At 47.2% G+C, this 18,240-nt stretch carries 18 protein-coding genes; 8 read left to right on the plus strand and 10 right to left on the minus strand.

Annotated features, from left to right (window positions below):
* Positions 1-40: 40 nt before the first annotated feature.
* Positions 41-1,504 (minus strand): MFS transporter, encoded by a 1,464-nt coding sequence (locus NC996_RS15415; protein ID WP_190673668.1) that lies wholly within the window; start codon positions 1,502-1,504, stop codon positions 41-43.
* A gap of 757 nt (positions 1,505-2,261) precedes the next feature.
* Between NC996_RS15415 and NC996_RS15420 the strand changes: the two genes are divergently transcribed.
* The 3 genes from NC996_RS15420 (at position 2,262) to NC996_RS15430 (ending at position 5,514) form a co-directional block, all read left to right on the plus strand.
* Entirely contained in the window at positions 2,262-3,467 is a 1,206-nt protein-coding gene (locus NC996_RS15420) for a pentapeptide repeat-containing protein (protein ID WP_190686285.1), read from the plus strand.
* Between the two features lie 187 nt (positions 3,468-3,654).
* Positions 3,655-3,834 (plus strand): hypothetical protein, encoded by a 180-nt coding sequence (locus NC996_RS15425; RefSeq protein ID WP_348260002.1) that lies wholly within the window; start codon positions 3,655-3,657, stop codon positions 3,832-3,834.
* 465 nt (positions 3,835-4,299) lie between these two features.
* Complete coding sequence (locus NC996_RS15430; RefSeq protein ID WP_190686291.1) at positions 4,300-5,514, plus strand: pentapeptide repeat-containing protein; 1,215 nt, start codon at positions 4,300-4,302, stop codon at positions 5,512-5,514.
* A 97-nt stretch (positions 5,515-5,611) separates the two neighbouring features.
* Here NC996_RS15430 and NC996_RS15435 read toward each other — a convergent pair whose 3' ends face one another.
* The 3 genes from NC996_RS15435 to NC996_RS15445 form a co-directional block, all read right to left on the minus strand.
* Positions 5,612-5,833, minus strand: a complete 222-nt coding sequence (locus NC996_RS15435) for a hypothetical protein (protein ID WP_190414726.1) — start codon at positions 5,831-5,833, stop codon at positions 5,612-5,614.
* A 94-nt stretch (positions 5,834-5,927) separates the two neighbouring features.
* Positions 5,928-7,430 carry a DUF4157 domain-containing protein gene (locus tag NC996_RS15440; RefSeq protein WP_190686333.1) on the minus strand — a complete coding sequence of 501 codons (1,503 nt, stop codon included), beginning with the start codon at positions 7,428-7,430 and terminating at the stop codon, positions 5,928-5,930.
* A gap of 497 nt (positions 7,431-7,927) precedes the next feature.
* On the minus strand, positions 7,928-8,248 hold the full coding sequence (locus tag NC996_RS15445; protein WP_348260003.1) for a hypothetical protein: 321 nt from the start codon (positions 8,246-8,248) through the stop codon (positions 7,928-7,930).
* Positions 8,249-8,384: 136 nt separating this feature from the next.
* Between NC996_RS15445 and cbiD the strand changes: the two genes are divergently transcribed.
* Together cbiD and guaA are read left to right on the plus strand one after the other, a co-directional pair.
* Positions 8,385-9,545, plus strand: a complete 1,161-nt coding sequence (gene cbiD, locus NC996_RS15450; RefSeq protein ID WP_190414728.1) for a cobalt-precorrin-5B (C(1))-methyltransferase CbiD — start codon at positions 8,385-8,387, stop codon at positions 9,543-9,545.
* A 238-nt stretch (positions 9,546-9,783) separates the two neighbouring features.
* A complete protein-coding gene (guaA, locus tag NC996_RS15455) occupies positions 9,784-11,331 on the plus strand; it encodes a glutamine-hydrolyzing GMP synthase (protein WP_199303124.1) in 1,548 nt (515 codons plus the stop codon).
* Between the two features lie 200 nt (positions 11,332-11,531).
* On the opposite strand, the gene NC996_RS15460 is transcribed toward guaA, so the two are convergent.
* Positions 11,532-12,464: a cation diffusion facilitator family transporter gene (locus NC996_RS15460; protein ID WP_190437619.1), complete on the minus strand. Its 933-nt coding sequence runs from the start codon at positions 12,462-12,464 to the stop codon at positions 11,532-11,534.
* A 145-nt stretch (positions 12,465-12,609) separates the two neighbouring features.
* Between NC996_RS15460 and NC996_RS15465 the strand changes: the two genes are divergently transcribed.
* Together NC996_RS15465 and NC996_RS15470 are read left to right on the plus strand one after the other, a co-directional pair.
* Entirely contained in the window at positions 12,610-12,951 is a 342-nt protein-coding gene (locus NC996_RS15465) for a hypothetical protein (protein ID WP_190414730.1), read from the plus strand.
* A gap of 247 nt (positions 12,952-13,198) precedes the next feature.
* Positions 13,199-13,591 carry a hypothetical protein gene (locus NC996_RS15470; protein WP_190414731.1) on the plus strand — a complete coding sequence of 131 codons (393 nt, stop codon included), beginning with the start codon at positions 13,199-13,201 and terminating at the stop codon, positions 13,589-13,591.
* Between the two features lie 421 nt (positions 13,592-14,012).
* On the opposite strand, the gene NC996_RS15475 is transcribed toward NC996_RS15470, so the two are convergent.
* The 5 genes from NC996_RS15475 to NC996_RS15495 all read right to left on the minus strand — a co-directional run bounded on the left by NC996_RS15475 (position 14,013) and on the right by NC996_RS15495 (position 17,142).
* Positions 14,013-14,255 (minus strand): DUF4327 family protein, encoded by a 243-nt coding sequence (locus tag NC996_RS15475; protein WP_190414732.1) that lies wholly within the window; start codon positions 14,253-14,255, stop codon positions 14,013-14,015.
* Positions 14,256-14,550: 295 nt separating this feature from the next.
* Positions 14,551-16,221 (minus strand): glycoside hydrolase family 3 N-terminal domain-containing protein, encoded by a 1,671-nt coding sequence (locus tag NC996_RS15480; RefSeq protein WP_190686335.1) that lies wholly within the window; start codon positions 16,219-16,221, stop codon positions 14,551-14,553.
* Positions 16,222-16,226: 5 nt separating this feature from the next.
* The gene (rbfA, locus tag NC996_RS15485; protein ID WP_190414734.1) at positions 16,227-16,628 is read right to left on the minus strand and encodes a 30S ribosome-binding factor RbfA; all 402 of its coding nucleotides are present in this window, start codon (positions 16,626-16,628) and stop codon (positions 16,227-16,229) included.
* A 51-nt stretch (positions 16,629-16,679) separates the two neighbouring features.
* Complete coding sequence (locus tag NC996_RS15490) at positions 16,680-16,886, minus strand: DUF751 family protein (RefSeq protein WP_190414768.1); 207 nt, start codon at positions 16,884-16,886, stop codon at positions 16,680-16,682.
* A gap of 94 nt (positions 16,887-16,980) precedes the next feature.
* On the minus strand, positions 16,981-17,142 hold the full coding sequence (locus NC996_RS15495) for a hypothetical protein (RefSeq protein WP_190686303.1): 162 nt from the start codon (positions 17,140-17,142) through the stop codon (positions 16,981-16,983).
* A gap of 106 nt (positions 17,143-17,248) precedes the next feature.
* On the opposite strand from NC996_RS15495, the gene NC996_RS15500 reads away from it, so the two are divergent.
* Positions 17,249-18,082, plus strand: a complete 834-nt coding sequence (locus NC996_RS15500; RefSeq protein ID WP_190686307.1) for a DNA adenine methylase — start codon at positions 17,249-17,251, stop codon at positions 18,080-18,082.
* Positions 18,083-18,240 lie beyond the last annotated feature (158 nt).

Below are 18,240 nucleotides of genomic sequence, written 5' to 3' on the forward strand. Positions count from 1 at the left end.
TTTTGGGGTTGATGAGAACACCAACCCCTAACCCCTACCCTTATTCTGATCCATTTGTCAGTGGATCTACAGTAATTGGGGCCCGAAGCGGCACAAGTTGCAGTTTCGGCGAAATGAGCGATCGCCAAACCTTCCGAATCGGATGACTGCGATGCTCCTTGACAAAGACTAAAGGCAGGATAGCCACAAGTCGTAAAACAGCAGACAGAGCAAACACGGTTGGCAAGCCACCGAAATTGTCCAACTCAGCCAGAAATCCCCCGACAGTCGTTCCCAGTGCGCCACTGACACCCGCAACCGCCGCAGCGATCGCAAAGTAAGCAGATTGATGGCGTCCTGCTGCCACAGCCATTTGCAAATTGTTGGTACACAAGTCAATCGCTGCCCAGGTGCCACCCATGAACAGGTGTAAAAGCGGGAACCAAACCCAAACCGAAACTGGGTCAGCTCCCAGCCCCAGCCAGAGTAAAGGTGTCAGTGCTGCCAACACCCCCACAAATACCAGAAGTGGACGATTCCCAATTCGGTCTGCCAGCTTCCCCCATACCACCATCATTACCAAGGTAGCCGCCGCCGTTAAGCTGCTATAGAGCGTTACCCAGCTGACATCGATATTCAGGTTGTCCAGCAGATAGAGACCGAAGAAAGGAGTGCAGATATTAACCGCAAATGCCCAAAAGCTAAAGTAAAGCAGAAACCTGACAAAATTGCCATTTTTGAGCAGAGCGATCGCAGTTCCCCAACGCTCAGTTTCCCCTGCCTCGTCAGCAGTGCCGTGCTGCGTCTGGGGATTCACATCCACCATGAAGAACTGACAGCCCAAACTAATTAACCCAATGATGACTCCCAAGAACAAGACCACACCGTATCCCTGAAGCGGCCCGCCAGGCCAAACCGACACGGCTAGACCGAGCAGGGGTACGGAGAGCAGAGTGGTCAAGCTGATAGCACTGTTGCGAAAGCCAAAATATCGCCCCCGCAACTGTTCCGGAACCAACGCCGCCATCCAGCTGAGCCAGTTAGCACTGCCCAAGCTGCCAATGATATTGGTTGCCAAGACGATTGCTAATGTCCAGCTGACCAGGTTGGGCGAATCCGTTGGGTGCCAGCAACTCCAACTAATTCCTGCCACTAAAATTAGCCACAGCAGCCGCGACGGGCCGTAGATCCAGACATTAAACCAGTGGCGACTGATGGTTCGTTCTGACAGATACGCTCCTAGTGGTTGCAGCAAATTCACCAGCATGGGGACGGACGACAACATCCCAATCTCCATTGGGCTTGCACCTAATTGGAGTAAGAAATTACTGAGCAGGACGCCGCCGGTAATGCCGCCAAACACGACAGCAAAGACAGCATCCCAAGTAGACGCTTTTAGGCTAGACCGAATTACCTGTTTGGAAAGTTTGGAAGGTGAATTGGAAGAAACTACCAGCGGGGAAGCGGCGGGAGTTTCTAAAACCTCCAAAGCTGGAAGAGATACGGTTTCAGCTGGGACTTGCAACGGTAAACTCCTCGACTGGTTTAGATAGGCTGGAATAGGGAACCACTGACTTTGTCTCTATTAAAGAACCCTCTTGCCGACAGCACGGACGACAGCCTTGTCTGTCTTGGCTCGAAGATGGACGTTTTAGAAGGATAGACTGAGAATTCTAGGTTGGGCAGCTTCCCGCAGTCAGATAACTTTCTCAATCCTTTGAAACAAACATTCAAAATAATTAAATCTCTCTGCCGCTAGTTAATAAATGGTAGCAATTGTGTATCAGACCAGTGGACGTAAAACCAATACATCTTCACTTAACCTTTCCCCTAGAAAAGGCTGATTTCGTGGTTTCCCCTGGCCTTGTAAGGAAGGATTCAGGGGTTAGATTTGTCTGAGTGGAGGAAAAATTGAGCGCCAAACTTTTCTCCCTTAAACATCCCTTTCCCACTTTTTCTACCCAAAGACGGACTGGCGAGTAACAGCACTTGAAATCTCGGTTCTCTTCGTCAGAGTAGAGTCGCTGCCTCTTCTAGGGTTCCCAAGAAACCTCAGTGAATATCTACAAGCCGGTTAATGAATTGCTCGAACTGCCATTGTCCAAAGCCTTTTCTTTCAGAAAACGGCGATTTCAGTAGTCTTTTGAGAATTTGTAACCAGTATCATCTCTATATCAGGGCGCAGGAGAACCGATTTAAACCGCCAAGACATCGTTGGTACCCTTTAGGGGTGCCTAACCAAAAATCATCGCATCTGCCAAAAGAGAGGGGAGCTGAAGTGCATGGCAAACAAGCAACAGCGAGCTTTACTCAAGCAAGGAGTAGAAGCTTGGAATAAGTGGCGTAAATTGAGTCCGGGAATCCCGCCAAATTTAATTGGAGCCGATTTACGCCAGGAAGATTTGGGTGGAGTTAACCTGGCGGGGGCGTCTCTGTGCAGTGCTGACCTGAGTGGAGCCAATCTGATGCAGGCATCTCTGCATCGAACAGACCTTCGGGGTGCGGATTTGAGGGGAGCATCCCTGAGTAAAGCGGACTTGTCAGAGGCAGATATCACTGAAGCTAATCTCAGCGAAGCCTACCTCTTTGAGGCGAACCTGAGCCGAGTAAACCTTGAAGGTGCAGATATGCACTGGGTCTACCTGGGTAAAGCTGATTTGTCTGGGGCGAATTTGGTTGGGGCGAACCTTAGAGAGGTAGATATGCGGGGAGCCAATCTAATCGGGGCGAACCTCCGCGAGGCGGATTTGTTTAAAGCGAATCTAATTGGGGCGGATTTACAAGGAGCCGATCTGCGCGGGACGAATTTGGGTGAGGCTAACTTAATGGGGGCAAGGTTGCTCAAGACTAACTTTGAGAATGCAAACCTAGAGGGTTGTTTAGTTTATGGGATTTCGTCTTGGGGGTTAAAGTTGGAAGGAGCCAACCAGTCAAATTTGGTGATTACTCCGCCAGATTATCCAGCGATCGCACTGGATAATCTGGAAGTGGCGACGTTTATTTACTTGTTGCTGAATCATCAAAAAATCCGCGAGGTTTTCCCCACGATTGCTTCCAATATCGTGCCGATCTTGGGCAGTTTCAAAGCAGATCGCCGGAAAGATTTGCTGGAGGAGATTCGGAATGCCCTTCGCCAACATGACTATTTGCCTTTGTCGGTGGAGTTAGAAAAAGCAGCGACGCCGGAACTCACAGAGGCAATCTCCACGGTAGCTGGGATGGCGAAGTTTGTGATTGTGGATTTCACGGACGCCAGCAGCATCCCCCAAGAATTACTAAAAATTCTCCAAGGTATCCCTTTGGTGCCGGTTCAACCGTTAGTACAAGTGGATAGCAAAGAGGTGGCTGTGTCGGAGGAGTTTCAGGAATATCCTTACGCTCAACCCATTTACCAGTATCAGAGCCTTGAAGATGCGATCGCTTCTGTAGAAGAAAAAATTATTGCCCCCGCTGAGGCAAAGGCGAATGATTTACTGACCGGACGTTAGGCACGCCAATCCCGTACCTCTCTATTACCTCTACGATGGTTGACGCTGATTTGATTGTTCGCTGAAATCGCCATCTTGCTTAGGATGTCTTCCGTAACTACGGAAACGGTGTTTGTAGCTAAGACTACAAACTACCGTTCCTATTGGCATGGCACACCTGGTAAATTTTTCCGGAATTTGCGGGCGCGTGTCGAAAAAAACTGGCAAGGCTCTTGACAAAGCTCTGCTTACTTCGGCGGAAACTGAGTTTCAATTTTACCGAGTAGTTTTTCTAGAATTGCGTACCGAGCGGATGAGCGATCGCGAAGCCGATAACAAAGCGATTAAACTGACAAATGTTTTTCACCTTATCCAAGAACGGCTATAAAGCAATCACAGTATGCTTTTTAGTCTAAATAAAACCCTTGGCAGTATCGCTAAATGCGATCGCTTTTCCCCTCTTCTTCTGGTGTGCCCCCGTAATCTCACCTAGTTCAAAACAAAAGCCTTTTTTGTTGTTCTACATATTATGTCATTCTTGTCTGTATACTTAGTAACATTTATGGCGAAATTTATCTTTAAGCTCAGTAAATATACTACTTGTTTAAAGATTGTGTAAATATGTACTCTTAATGGTAGTCAGACTCAAGGCGTATTCCTTAAGATATAGATCATCAAATTAAACCATTTACGTGTAATTACGTAGTTACTTAATTTGTTAAATCCAAAATTACAAAAATTAGCTGCCAGCAAAAGCGTAAAGTCGCTGGTCGCAATCACTTGAAGTATGTTTGGATATCTGAGTTCAAGTATTGAATGTTTGTGAATTTAGAGAGGATTTATGGAAAGCTATATGGCAAAAAACAACATAGATTTTAAAACAAACCCGACAGGAATTGAGATTGAAACCCGGTTGAAAAATCGGACAAATAAGCAACAATTGGATCTGCTCAAACAAGGAGTGAAAGCCTGGAATGAGGAAAGACAACAGAATCCTCAAATCCGAGCAGACCTAAAGATGGCTAACCTTAAACGAGCCAACCTCAGCACAGCCAATCTCAGTGGGGCAGACCTCTCCTTAGTCAACTTCAGCGGGGCTAATCTGACCTCGGCTAACCTGAGCGGAGCCAACCTCAGTAGAGCCAACCTCAGCGGGGCAGACTTGAGATGGGCAGACCTCAGCGGCGCACTCCTAGATGGGACAGACCTCAATGGCGCACTCCTAAGTGCTGCCAATCTCAGCAAGGCAAAATTCAACAAAACCAACTTAAAAGGGACAGTCCTGAGCGGAAGCAACTTGAGCAATTCAGAAATCAGTGAAGCCAACTTCAGTGGGGCAGACCTGAGATGGGCAAACCTGAGACGAGCAGTCGTCAGCGTGGCAGACTTCCGCAAGACAGACCTGAGATGGGCAAACTTGAGTGAGGCTCAAGTGGTGCGGACAAATTTAGAGGGAGCCAACCTTGAGGAGTGTTCAATTTGTGGAATTTCCACTTTGGGATTAAAACTGAAGGGAGCCAAGCAGTTGAGTCTAGCCATCACTTCTGGCAGTGAACCCGCGATCGCAGTGGACAATCTGGAAGTTGCCGAGTTTATCAGTCGGTTGCTCAACACTCAAAAAATCCCCGATTTCAATAACACTATCTCTTCTAAAGTCATACTGGTTCTGGGTCGCTGCACCCAGGAGCGCAAGCCAATCTTGGATGCACTTCGCAAATATAACTATTTGCCGGTGGTTATAGACTGCGAGACATCGACAAGTAAAGACCTGACGGAAACCATCTCGACGCTGGCTCAAATTTCGCGGTTCATCATTGCCGATCTCACCGATCCTAGAAGTATTCCTCAAGAATTGCACGCCATTATTCCCAATCTGCAATCGGTGCCGGTGCAGCCATTGCTACATACTTCAGCCCAGAAAGAATACGCGATGTTTGAAGATTTCCAACGCTATCCTTGGGTGTTGGAAACATATTGGTATAACGCCTTTGAGGAAGCGATCGCCTCTTTTAAGAACAAAGTCATTGTCCCTGCTGAAGCGAAGGCAAGGGCTTTATTAGGCGGTTGATTGAGATCGGTGGCAACTTGCGATAACAATCATTGATCGATCGTTATCTTCTACCTGATACCTTACCCCTGCACGATGATTGCAGGGGTTTTACTGCCTATGATGCTTGTTGACGCAGTTTTTCGACATACTGCTCAAACTCTTGCTCAGAAACATAATCTATTTCCCCGTCTCCCAAAGTAATCTTTGAAAGATACTGCATTGCACGCTTAAACTCGCCAGTATCCCACTCATAGGCAAGAACATCCATGCCCCCGTCTTCGGTCTCGATTGCCTTAACGGGTCGATCTCCTACAATGCAGTAGAGTGGTAAGTCCATAATATGATGATCCGCTAGTTAACTTGATTCGCTGCTTGTACCGATTCTATTGAGTGCATACCGACATTACTTTGAGTTATCCAGTCAATGTCAATCATCCACCCGCGTTAGCTAAAGCCTGATCGTAAAGTGCTTTTGCTTCTGCATTAAGCTGATCAATTTTTGCTTTTTCTTCTGAGCTTAAAGCCCGATCGGCTGTTTGAGCTGCTGCCTCTATTTTCCGAACCTCTTCGTATATTTTATGCCCTGCACCTGACTTAACCTCTAGAATTTGGGTTAGATGGAGTTGCAATTCTGCAATATGACCATTTGATAGCTGAACGTTTAGAAGAATATCGCGATAGCCAGCTGGGGTAGGTTGTGCAAAGCGATTCTTTTCTCGCACCAGCGTTAAATTTCGATTGCAGACATCTAGCCCACCCATTAAGTCAGGAAATGACTTGTAAACTATAGAACCGCGTGCAATATCTACTAATTTAGAAACATCCCCCTTGTAATCAGCCATTGTTTTCTCCATTGCTCGTTCTCGCCCTTTTAAGGCTTGAGGTAGCTTTGCCACCCCAGAGGTCTCACTGGCAATTTGAGTGACTTTTTCGTACAGTTCCGGTTGAGCTTCTTCTGCTTGTTTGTAGAGTTTGTCTAAATCTCCTGCCACATCTCCACTAAATCCTGCTGTTGACTGTGCAGGACTTTGATCGCCTTGGCGCTGAATAACGGACTTTTGCTGCGGTTGCAGCGATCGCTGCACTGCACTGCCATTCTGCTGAACAACGTGAGTAAGTTCATGGGCGATCAACTCTTGTCCGCCCCGGCTTCCCGGCTCATATGCTCCCGCCCGGAAGAAAATATCCTGCCCTGTTGTAAATGCCTTCGCCTGGATTGAGCGATTCAACTGGTTAGATTGAGCATCCGTATGAATCTTCACCCCACTGAAGTCAGCCCCAAACGCCTGCTCCATCGGTTCGCGAATACTCTGCGCCAGTGGCTGTCCGCTTCCTCGTGCCTGTTGGATGGTTGCTTCGAGATCCGCTGAGGCGGGTTTCCCATCCTCACTAGACTGACACTGTATCATCGGCTTCATCTGGAGTTCTTTTTCTTCTTCCTCTTCTGGCATCACCTCGCGTTGCAGAGTGGGTACATCCAACTTTCTCATCAATTTGTTTTGATGATTCGGGATTCCCTGTTGATGCATCGCGTTGGAGCTTTGCACCATGCCAGCTTTTATGGTTTGAGCCAACTTACTTTCTGGCTGGCTAAGATCCCTTCCATAACTCGGCATGGGTGCATGAAGCCGTTGCACCACTTCTGCTGCTGTCTTGTCTGCTTCCTGTTCGTATTTATCCCCTGGCTCTCCAATCGTGAGTTTCGGTTGAATCAGTGACGGTGTTGGGATTGGGATGTCAGGACTTTGGCTTGAAATATTGGCGAAATTGTGACCAAAACGCTGGGCACTTTCCAGTTGTGCCTGTAGGTCTGGTGTTTCGTGAGTTTGGGGTTTCTCCTGAACTGGGAAAGGGCGCGGCTTAAACTGGCTGTTAACTGGTACGAAAGTAGAATTTTGCGGAGCTTTTTGGGGGTCGTGCGATCGCGTTGCCATAGTCACAAATAACTTCTTCTATTTAGTTCAGTTAAGGAATAATTGAGAGCCATCAGGCTCATAGATAGAACCTAAGCGAGAACTCACGGGATCAGTAGAGTATATTTACGGGTTTTCTAATTTCGGAGAGTTAGATATAGCAACACAATGTAATAAATCGACTGTTGGAGAAGAAATCTATACCACCCAAATGTTGAGTCGAGAACCGTTTTTCCTGTCAATTCGTTAAGGCGATCGCTTTATGACCAATAACAAGCGAATGAATTCTGAAAAGACTGCCATTGCTGAATTCACTTGTACTGATGAAGTGACTCCTGAACCAGACAAAGCAGTAAGGTAAGGAGTTAAGTTTGTCCGCTCCGAAATAATATGAGTCTCCATCTTGGCTCACAACTGGGATGATTGAGCGGTTCTCACTGACGTTTAATACATCGGGAGGTTAGTACAGCTAGCTCTGTGTTAACCTCCCGATGTATTAGAACGCTCATTGACAACTGCTATAACGCAAAGTTGTTCTGAGCCGATTCCAGGACTGTTTGCGTCGCCACATCCAGAAATTCAATCGAAAGATTCTTGCCTAGTGCTACGGCTCGCTTCATTCCAGTCAGTAAGCACTTGACTCCGTCCCTTTTCACGGCGTTGACTGACAGCAGATCTACTACGACAGTGTCAGTTGCCAACTCCAAGGCTTGCTCTAGAGACTTGCTGAAGGCGGGGCTGGTGACACTATCTAGACAACCGCTGGGTCTTAGTACCACTGTGCTAGGGCGAATTTCCTGGCAGCTAACTTGAGCGCGAGGCTTGGTGACTGAGTTCATAATAGCTTTCATGGGATTTTTTAAAACGTGTCGTCAATCGAAGAACACAACCTATCTACAAACACATTCCACTAAAATCCCGAAGGTTCTGATGTCAAATGTCACGCTTGTCAGTGTTTGCGATCGCTATTAAACAATGATCTGTCCCCAACCCCGGTCTGGATATACATTGCCCGTGTTTGCCTGTGCCGCTGCTGTTGCCGCCTTGCGCTGGTTGCAGCAAGGAGCGTCACCGTTGGACGCCGTGCCAGTAGATTTAATTGAACCCGCCGAAACGGTGTTGATTCCGATTGAGCAGGTTGCCGGTATCGGTGAAGGGATGGCGTTAGCGATCGCTCGTAGCGATCCTGGCGATAACCTTGACCTTACCCGCAACACGCCAGTCTGGGCGCTGGTAGAAATTAAAAATCAAGGATTAAAAATTAATAATGAACAAAAAGAGTTTTTAGATCCTCCGCCCTCAGTCACGATCAAAGGCGGTGAAGGGATCGGGCGTTTGGTGAGTGCTGACGATCAACCTGCTATTTATCGTTATGCTCAGCGGCTGATCCGAGAGAATTTGGAGCGGATGCTGGAACCTGACGAGAAAATCCAGGTGACGATTATTTTGCCAGAAGGGCGTAAACTCGCTCAACGCACCTCAAATGAAGCCTTTGGGGTTGTGGAAGGACTCTCCTTACTCGGAACAAGCGGCATTTCCCAACCCCTGAGTGCCCCCGGACAACTGGAGGCTTTCCGCGAGGAACTGCAACAGAAGGCTAACTGTTTTGATTGTTTGGTGTTTTGTATCGGGGAAAATGGCTTAGATTTAGCCCAGCGGTTGGGAATCAATCCAGAAAGAATGATTAAGACAGCGAATTGGCTGGGACCATTGCTAGCATCATCAGGAGTGCAAAAAGTCAAGAATATCTTATTATTTGGCTACCACGGAAAATTGATGAAACTTGCGGGTGGGATTTTTCACACCCATCATCACTTGGCAGATGGACGTCAGGAAATTTTGACCGCTCATTGTGCGAATCTCGGTTTACCAACGCCGGTATTGCAGGCAGTTTTGAAGAGCGCCACTGCTGAAGACGCCTTGAAATACCTGCGCCAATTGGATGCAGCAGGTAGTACCGATTGGGTGGGGCAAGTTTATGGCGCGATCGCTCAAAGCATTGACAAGCGATCGCACGATTACATCCGCACTCACAGCGAACAACTCGTTACGGTCGGTTCCGTCCTGTTTGACCGCGATCGCCAAATTATCGTTAAAAGTAAAACAGGTACCTCGTTACTGTATCAAGTGTGTTAGTTTTATATGAATACACATCAACTTAATAAATAGCAATAAAGAAGTTTTTTATCTGCCGCTATTGTCAGTGGCGTAATCGAATCATGGAAGACTGGCTAATAGCAATAAACAATTAGCCAGTTTTTAATCCATTAAAGACTATCTGTACATCTGTACTCTACCTACTCAGGATAAGCCGGTGACTCTCCAGACTGAAACACCGCCTCAAATCGAGTATTTGGGGCAACTAAATCGCCAAATGATTGTGATTCTTGACTTCGGCTCTCAGTATTCTGAACTGATTGCCCGTCGGATTCGGGAAACACAAGTTTACTCGGAAGTTCTTTCCTATCGCACCACTGCCGAACAGCTACGACAGCTAAATCCCAAGGGGATTATCTTCTCCGGTGGTCCAAGTTCGGTGTATGACACGGGTGCCCCCCATTGCGATCCGGAAATATGGAACCTGGGGATTCCCGTCCTGGGAGTCTGTTACGGGATGCAGATAATGGTGCAGCAATTGGGTGGGGAAGTCACCAAAGCTGACCGGGGTGAGTATGGCAAGGCGTCGCTATTGATTGACGATCCCACAGATTTGCTCACCAATGTGGAAGATGGCACGACCATGTGGATGAGCCACGGGGACTCTGTAACCAAGATGCCGTCGGGGTTTGAAGTGTTGGCACACACGATAAATACGCCAGCCGCAGCGATCGCTCATCACGAGAAAAAGCTATACGGAGTTCAATTCCACCCCGAAGTCGTCCATTCGATTGGGGGAATTGCCTTAATCCGTAACTTTGTCTATCACATCTGCGACTGCGAACCGACTTGGACAACAGCGGCGTTTGTTGAGGAGTCGATTCGAGAGATTCGGGCAAAAGTCGGCGATAAGCGGGTGTTGCTAGCACTTTCTGGCGGCGTTGATTCTTCCACGCTTGCCTTTTTGCTGCACAAGGCAATTGGCGACCAACTGACGTGCGTATTTATCGACCAAGGCTTCATGCGTAAGTATGAACCAGAACGGTTGGTGAAGCTGTTCCACGAGCAATTTCACATTTCTGTCGAGTATGTGCAAGCACGCGATCGCTTCCTCAATCAAATTGAAGGAATTAGCGATCCTGAAGAAAAGCGTCGCCGCATCGGGCACGAATTTATCCGCGTATTTGAAGAAGAATCTCGACGCCTTGGCCCCTTTGACTACCTTGCCCAAGGTACTCTCTACCCCGACGTCATTGAATCAGCCGACACGAACGTCGATCCCAAAAGTGGCGAACGGGTGGCAGTGAAAATTAAGAGTCATCACAACGTCGGCGGCTTGCCCAAAGATTTGCGCTTCAAGTTGATCGAACCTTTACGAAAATTGTTCAAAGATGAAGTGCGAAAAGTCGGTCGCTCGATTGGATTGCCAGAGGAAATTGTACAACGGCAACCCTTCCCTGGTCCGGGACTGGCGATTCGCATTTTAGGCGAAGTGACGCCAGAACGGTTAAATATCCTGCGGGATGCTGACTTAATTGTTCGTCAGGAAATTAATCGCCAGGGGATGTACCACGACTTCTGGCAAGCTTTTGCCGTGTTGCTGCCGATCCGCAGCGTAGGCGTAATGGGCGATCAGCGCACCTACGCTTACCCGATTGTCTTGCGCTTTGTTTCTAGCGAAGATGGCATGACGGCAGACTGGGCGCGTGTTCCCTACGATTTGTTGGAAACGATTTCCACCCGAATTGTGAATGAAGTTCGGGGTGTGAATCGAGTGGTTTACGATATTACTTCTAAGCCACCTGGAACTATCGAGTGGGAATAATAAAGTAGTAAGAATTTTTAACGCAAAGGTACCCAAAGGTTAGCGCCAAGGTACGCAAAGTTTAAGAGACGGAGTGAAAGCTCTGTCTCTTTTTGGCTTGAAAGAGCGGTTCAACTGGATTTTGAAATAAATTATGTTTTCTTTAACTTTTGTGGAAAACTCGTAAAATTCTGTGGAAAAGTCCCCTCATCTGTGGAAAACTACCTAGATTTTGATTCTGCTTCGTAGGTAATTTGATCGGATTGGTAAGCAGGTGGCTCGATGTGAATCAAAATTCGGACGGGGCTAAATCTTTCTTTTAGGCGGTTCTCGACTTCTTCTGTAATTTGGTGGGCAGTTTCTACATCGGTGACGTCTACAATCAAGTGCATTTCGATGAATACCTGACGCCCAACAACGCCTCTAGAAGCAATTTCGTGACAATTAATCACTCCTGGAACTTGGATGACGATCCCATGAATGGCTTCGGGCGCGATCGCCATCTCATCGACTAGCCAGGGCAAATTATCTTTAATCACGTTCCAACCACTGCGAAACACTAACAAGGCAACGGGAAAGGAGAGAATAATATCCAACCACTGAAGTTGCGGCAGATTCAATACCTGTCCTTGCCAGACGCCAATCAACCCACCCAAAACAGCAATTGTCACCCAGACATCGCTCATGGTGTGCTGGGCATCTGCAATTAAAATGGGGCTGCCTACCTGCTGCCCAACATGGCGTTCGTAGAACGTGACAAAAATATTCACGCCCAGCACAATCAGCAGTAACCACAGCTCAGAGGGGGAAATGATGACGGGTTTACCACCGCCGCTGAGAATTCGTTCAATTGCCCCTTGCAGAATTTCAAAGCAGGCAATTCCTAAGAAGGCGGCAATTCCTAACGCTCCCACGCCCTCAAATTTCTGGTGTCCGTAAGGATGATCCCGATCGGGTTGGGGCGAAGAAAATCGGCTGGCAATTAATCCCAAAATGTTGTTGGCGCTATCGGTAACGCTATGCAAGGCATCCGCTAGCAAGCTGAGAGAACCCGTCCATGACCCCAGCACTGCCTTCAACGTCATGACGAACAGATTGAGCAGTAGGGTAATGATTAAAACCTTACGCACTGCCGAGCGGTTATCTGCTACCACAGAATTTTCCTCACTCGCCATTTAGAGTTCTATGGCATTCAGTCTAAAGCTTGTGGCTTCACCTTGCATATATCCTCTTGTAAATGCTGTCTGTTCTAAGTTATGAGTGATAAGTTGATTCACAATTCAAAACTCTTGATTGCTCATGTCTTCTTCAAAACTCATCCTCAACTTAGTTGAAGGTTCTGTTTCCTTCAGCTTTACGCCCCAGGCAGCCCAAGATTTACAAGGCGCGATCGCTCAGTTGATGCAGAGTCTCAAAGTCATTGCAGGTGGCGGCGGCAAAACCAATCCCCAAAAACCAATGGAATATCGATACACGGGGGATGTCTTTCTAGAGATTTTCTGCAATCCTAATATCTGGCCGACTCCCTTTGCCGCTAAAGTTTTGATCTCCCTCCGAGATGACCGCATTCGCCTGACTACGGAGGCAGAACTCACTCGCTTAATTGAGGATGTTAATCAGTATTTAGAACAGATGGGCTAAAACTGGGCGGGCAAATGGTTGCTTTAGATTCTTTCTTAGGACGGATGCTACTCCCCTAAGAAGTCTGCAAAATGTCCCTTTGTGTGTGCTAAATGGTAGCATTAAGACGCCAGATCCTGCGTTTGTTTACTCGCTTGGCGGAAAGCCGAAAGCTAGAAACTTAAAAGTGAGTGGTGCCGAGCGGTTATTTATCGAAAGCGATCGCTAAGGGCTGTCTAACCTTCATTCAATCTGACTGATTTATCTAATGAACTCTAATAATCTGCTGGAGTTAGTACAAAAAGGATTTCGCGTTACTTTGGGTGCAACCGCTTCTCTAGTTGAGAGCGTACAAGACACTCAAAAGCGAGAGCAAAATCTTGAGCTGTTAAAGTCAGACGTCAATCTGGTGGTTCAACAACTAGCAGAAAAAGGAGAGATTACGGAGCTTGAAGCCCGCACTTTCCTGAATTCTCTAATGGCGCAAGCCAATGATGCAGCTAGCACACAATCTTCTGGAACTCCGAGCCGCCCTGCGACAACGCCGGTGACAACGGTTGCCCAGCCAGATACGCAATTGGAGCTAGAGGAGCTAACTGCACAAATTGCTGCAATGCGAACTGAGTTAGAAAAGCTGCGCGACCCCAACTCAGGGATTTAGGTCGGGGATTGCTAGCAGCTTTATCAAAGCATTTATTAGGCTTGCTCCTAGTAGCCTATCTGAAAGTTTGTGCTGAGCAAAACGAAGGAGTTGAAGTGTTGTCACGCATCTCGGTTTGAGCAGAGATCCTGCAAAGAGATTTGCGCGATCGCAGCGCGATTGTTGATCGCAACGTTACGCCAACGCTCCACTACGTTTTGCTCAGAATGGCATCTTCACTTTTTGGATAGGTCTAAGAAGCGAACTTAATTATTCGCACTAGAAAGAATCAGAATATTCTCCAAACCAGGCTAATTAAGAATCAACAGGTGAAAGAATAAAAGCAGTCTTTCCTTAAGTTGAGACAAGCGTGGAATCAAGCTTGTCCTGAGTTTCACTGTTTTCAGTGGAACTGTAGGATTGTCTTAAAGGTAAAAAAATATCAATCGTTGTCCCATTGTTCTTGCCCCATCAGATCGCCGATGCGATCGCGGAGTAAGATATTGCATCTTTCTAATTCACACTCAACACAAACCCACTCCCGTGCAGGGATGTACTGGCACAGAACGTAGATGGGTTGCTGACGAGTCACAATTCCTTTCTCCACTAATTGACGGGCTTCTTCTTGAAGAACGTCGATGGAGTATTGCACAGATGATTTAGGCGGCATTATATCAGCAGTCATGGTCTCAGCCTCGAAACTAACGAGCTACGACTATAACTTAATATAATCCAATACTGCCTAGCGCGGAAATAATTTTTGAACAGTATATCAAGTTACAAATGAATTTATTCGTTTAATAAGGATTTCAAAAGTCAGGGAACTTTGACATAAAAATATATCCTTATGCTGATGAAATTGTCGAAGAACGGATCTATTTATAATTAAGCCTGTATTTTCAAATTGAAGACACCGTAAATAATCGGTGATAACGGTTATGACATTGATTAACAAAATTAATCAATGTGCTGCACAGTTGCTAAATGCTTAGAGCTGGGGCACCGAACAAAACTTCAAGGGCGATCGCCTGAGCTGCTGGCATCTGTCCGTAAGAAAACACACAAGGGATGTGTGGGGGCAGGTGTGGGAGAAACTGTTCCAGAAGATAAGGACTGCCGTAAATCACTAGCGCTTGGAGTTCGGCATTGCCTAAGAGTTTTTTAAACAAGTCCTGAGCCAACGGTGTCAAGCCAGCACTGCCTCGGAAAGGATTCCCACGGATGAACAGCTGGAGTAGGGTTGGCTGGGCATTTAAACCCGATTTATGATAAAACACCCAGCCAGGAATTAAGGTGGTGTGGGGATCGAGTAGTTGGAGTTGATAGCCGTGCTGTTTTGGCAGAGCCACAGCCGGTGCTTGTTTATCGAGAAAATCACAATTCAGGGTGTCATCCACCACGATTAAGTTGCGTAAGTTGCCCTGACTGGGAAGTAAAGGAATTTCGCCATGAACGACGAGCGCCTCTCGCACGATGTTGGCAGATGTGGCGAGGGCGTGTGGTTGAGCTAGTTGGAGGAGATGGGGAGGGAATGGGGAAGGCGCTGGTTGGACTTCAGGCGCGATCGCCCTTGCCTCTACAGGCGGCTGTGCTGTGCCTTGTTGGACTCGGCGCTTGGCTGTCCAGATACGCTCAACAGAGGCACGAATTCGCGCCTCTGAAATGCGTCCCTGTGCTACCGCGTCGCACACCGCTTGGATAGCACCCGCAGGATCGACTGGCATCAGCAAAATATCTGCACCGGCTTCGACAGCTAAGACTGGAGCTTCATTTGCTCCATAGCGGTTGGCGATCGCTCCCATCACCAATGCATCGGTAACAATTAATCCTTCAAATCCCAGCTGTTGCCGCAGCAGTTGAGTCAAAATCGGTTGGGAAAGGGTGGCAGGGCGTTCGGCATCCCAAGCCGGGATCAGGAGATGGGCACTCATTACGGCATCTACACCGGAGGCTGTACCTGTACCGATTGCTTCTTGAAACGGCAGTAACTCAATCTCAGCCAGTCGTGCCGGGGAATGGGGCAAGACGGGCAAATCTAGATGGGAATCCACCGCCGTATCGCCATGTCCGGGAAAATGCTTAGCAGTCGTTAACACCGGATAAGCTTTCGCCCCCCGGATGAAAGCAGACGCTAGTTGAGTCACTTCCTCTGGGTTTTCGCCAAATGCCCGGACGTTAATCACTGGATTATTAGGATTGTTATTCACATCCACAACCGGCGCAAGCACCCAGTTGATGCCAATTGCTAGGGCTTCTGAGGCGATGATGCCTCCCATTTGTTCGGCGTATTTCAAGGCAAGAGAGGCATCTTTCCGGAATACTGCCCCGATTGCCATCGGTGGCGGAAACCAAGTTGCCCCAGAAAAGCGTTGTCCGACGCCTTCTTCAATATCAGCCGCGATCAGCAAGGGGGTTTTTGCCCAATCTTGGAGTTGTTGCGATCGCAGTGCTAATTCTCCAGCACTGCCTCCCAACAAAATGACCCCCCCGACGCCCAAATCCTGCACCCAGTGTTGCAGAACTGCCGCCGGGGGTTCCCAATCTGGATACTGAATTTGGTGGTCGAACAGGTAGCCTGACGCCCGTACCACGACCATTTGCGCTACCTGTTCTGCTAGAGAGAGCGATTCCCACTCCGGCAGCAATGCCACAGATTTCAATCTTCTGCCTCAACGATGTCTTCTTCTTCCACTCTCGCAGCCGGACGGTCTTGATTAAGCTGATTCAACAAAGACAAAATGCGATCGCCTCTTTCCAGAGAACGATCTTCCTGAAACAGTAACTCTGGTGTCCGACGCAGTCGCAACCGTTGACCGAGTTCGCTGCGGACAAAGCCAGTTGCTGCTCTTAACCCAGCCATCGTTTCTACCTTTGCTTCCTCGGTGCCATAGATGCTGACGAAGATTTTAGCGTGTTGTAGGTCGCCTGACACATCCACATCGGTGACGCTGACCATGCCAGCACCCACGCGATCATCTTTGATTTCGGTTAGCAGCATTTGGCTGATTTCGCGTTTAATCAATGCGGCAACGCGAGAAACGCGGCGACTTGTAGCCATAATCATCTGCTGCCTTTAAGACAGTGTGAGCAATGCTTTTACTCATCCTACCTAAATCGGACTCACTCCCAGCATCGCCCGTAGGGTTAGGGTAATAAAAGTTAAGGCTGCCACCAGAAAGCCCATCAAAGCGATCGCGCTGGTTCGATTTTGGAGTAGCGGTTTCAACCACCCAAAGGTATAAAAGAATACCCCTAGGATAATGGTGACAAAGTAGCGGGGGTAGCGAGAGATATTTTCCCAAAAGCCATCAAACATATTATTTAAAGTAGCCGACACAAAAAGCGGCGATAAGTCACTGCATCTTAACTGGTAACATTTGTCTGCGAGTTCGACAAGCTCGGCATCGCCCCTAAATGGGGTTTCGTCGAGAGATGGTTCGCCAAGCGTTCGGTGGTAGCAGGTTACTACCCGCTATATTTGTCCAACCGCGACCCATTGACTCATAACACATTGCCCGATAACACACGGACTCATAAGAGCGATCGCGTGTTTTGGTCGCGGTGATAGTCATTTTTTTCCTCTTGTCGAACCCGCTAGGTATTCTAAATTAAATCATATCCCCCCACTTCCACAACAACTGTTACAAACGCTTTAATTTTTTTAGATAGCTAGAAGCAATGTCAACTCAGGCGACACAACAAGAAATAGCGCGTCCCTTTCTAAAATGGGCTGGTGGGAAAAGCCAGCTAATTCAGCAATATATTCCCTATTTTCCCCCAAAATTTACAACTTACTATGAGCCATTTTTGGGTGGCGGCGCTCTTTTCTTTCATTTATTGCCGAAAGTATCTATTTTGACGGATATTAATGGCGAGTTAGTCAATGTTTTCCGATGTGTAAGGGATGAAGTAGGACCGCTAATTGAATTCTTGCACCAGCATCAAATGAATCATAGTAAGGAGTATTATTACTGCGTGCGATTGATGCAACCTAACACCCCTCTAGAAAGAGCTGCTCGATTTATTTACCTCAACAAAACTTGCTTTAACGGATTATATCGAGAAAACTCAAAAGGGGAATTTAATGTTCCCATTGGGAAATACAAAAATCCAAAGATTTGTAATCCAGCTTTACTCAGATCGGTTTCCGCTGCGCTTCAGAGTGCCCTGATTGATGTTAGACCTTTTGAAGCTGTCTTGCAATCTGCAAAGACCGCTGAAGATTTTGTTTTCTTTGACCCACCTTATTATCCTCTAAGCCCTACTAGTAACTTTACCGCCTATAGCCGTAATTCTTTTAATGAAGCTGACCAAATTCGGCTTAGGGATGTCTTTGCAGAGCTTGCGAATCGTGGTGTCAAAGTGATGCTTTCTAATTCTGACTGTCTGTTTATCCGAGAAATTTACAGCAATTTTAATATTTATGAAATATCAGCTTCCAGAATGATTAATTCCAACGCTAGAAAACGGGGTAAAATATCTGAATTATTAATCACATCTTATGCAAGATAACTGTTTACCCATAAAATAACGTAAAGTATTTGCCGTACAATTTTATTGAATTATTGGTATTTGTTATAATAGGATGTATATATTATTCGACCGTTGAGTGTTAATTGCTCGATTGAAATAAGGTTGCAAATTTGTAATTTACCGCGTGGGATAGAAGT

This window comes from Trichocoleus sp. ST-U2, assembly GCF_039961875.1.
Lineage (GTDB): Bacteria > Cyanobacteriota > Cyanobacteriia > Cyanobacteriales > FACHB-T130 > FACHB-T130.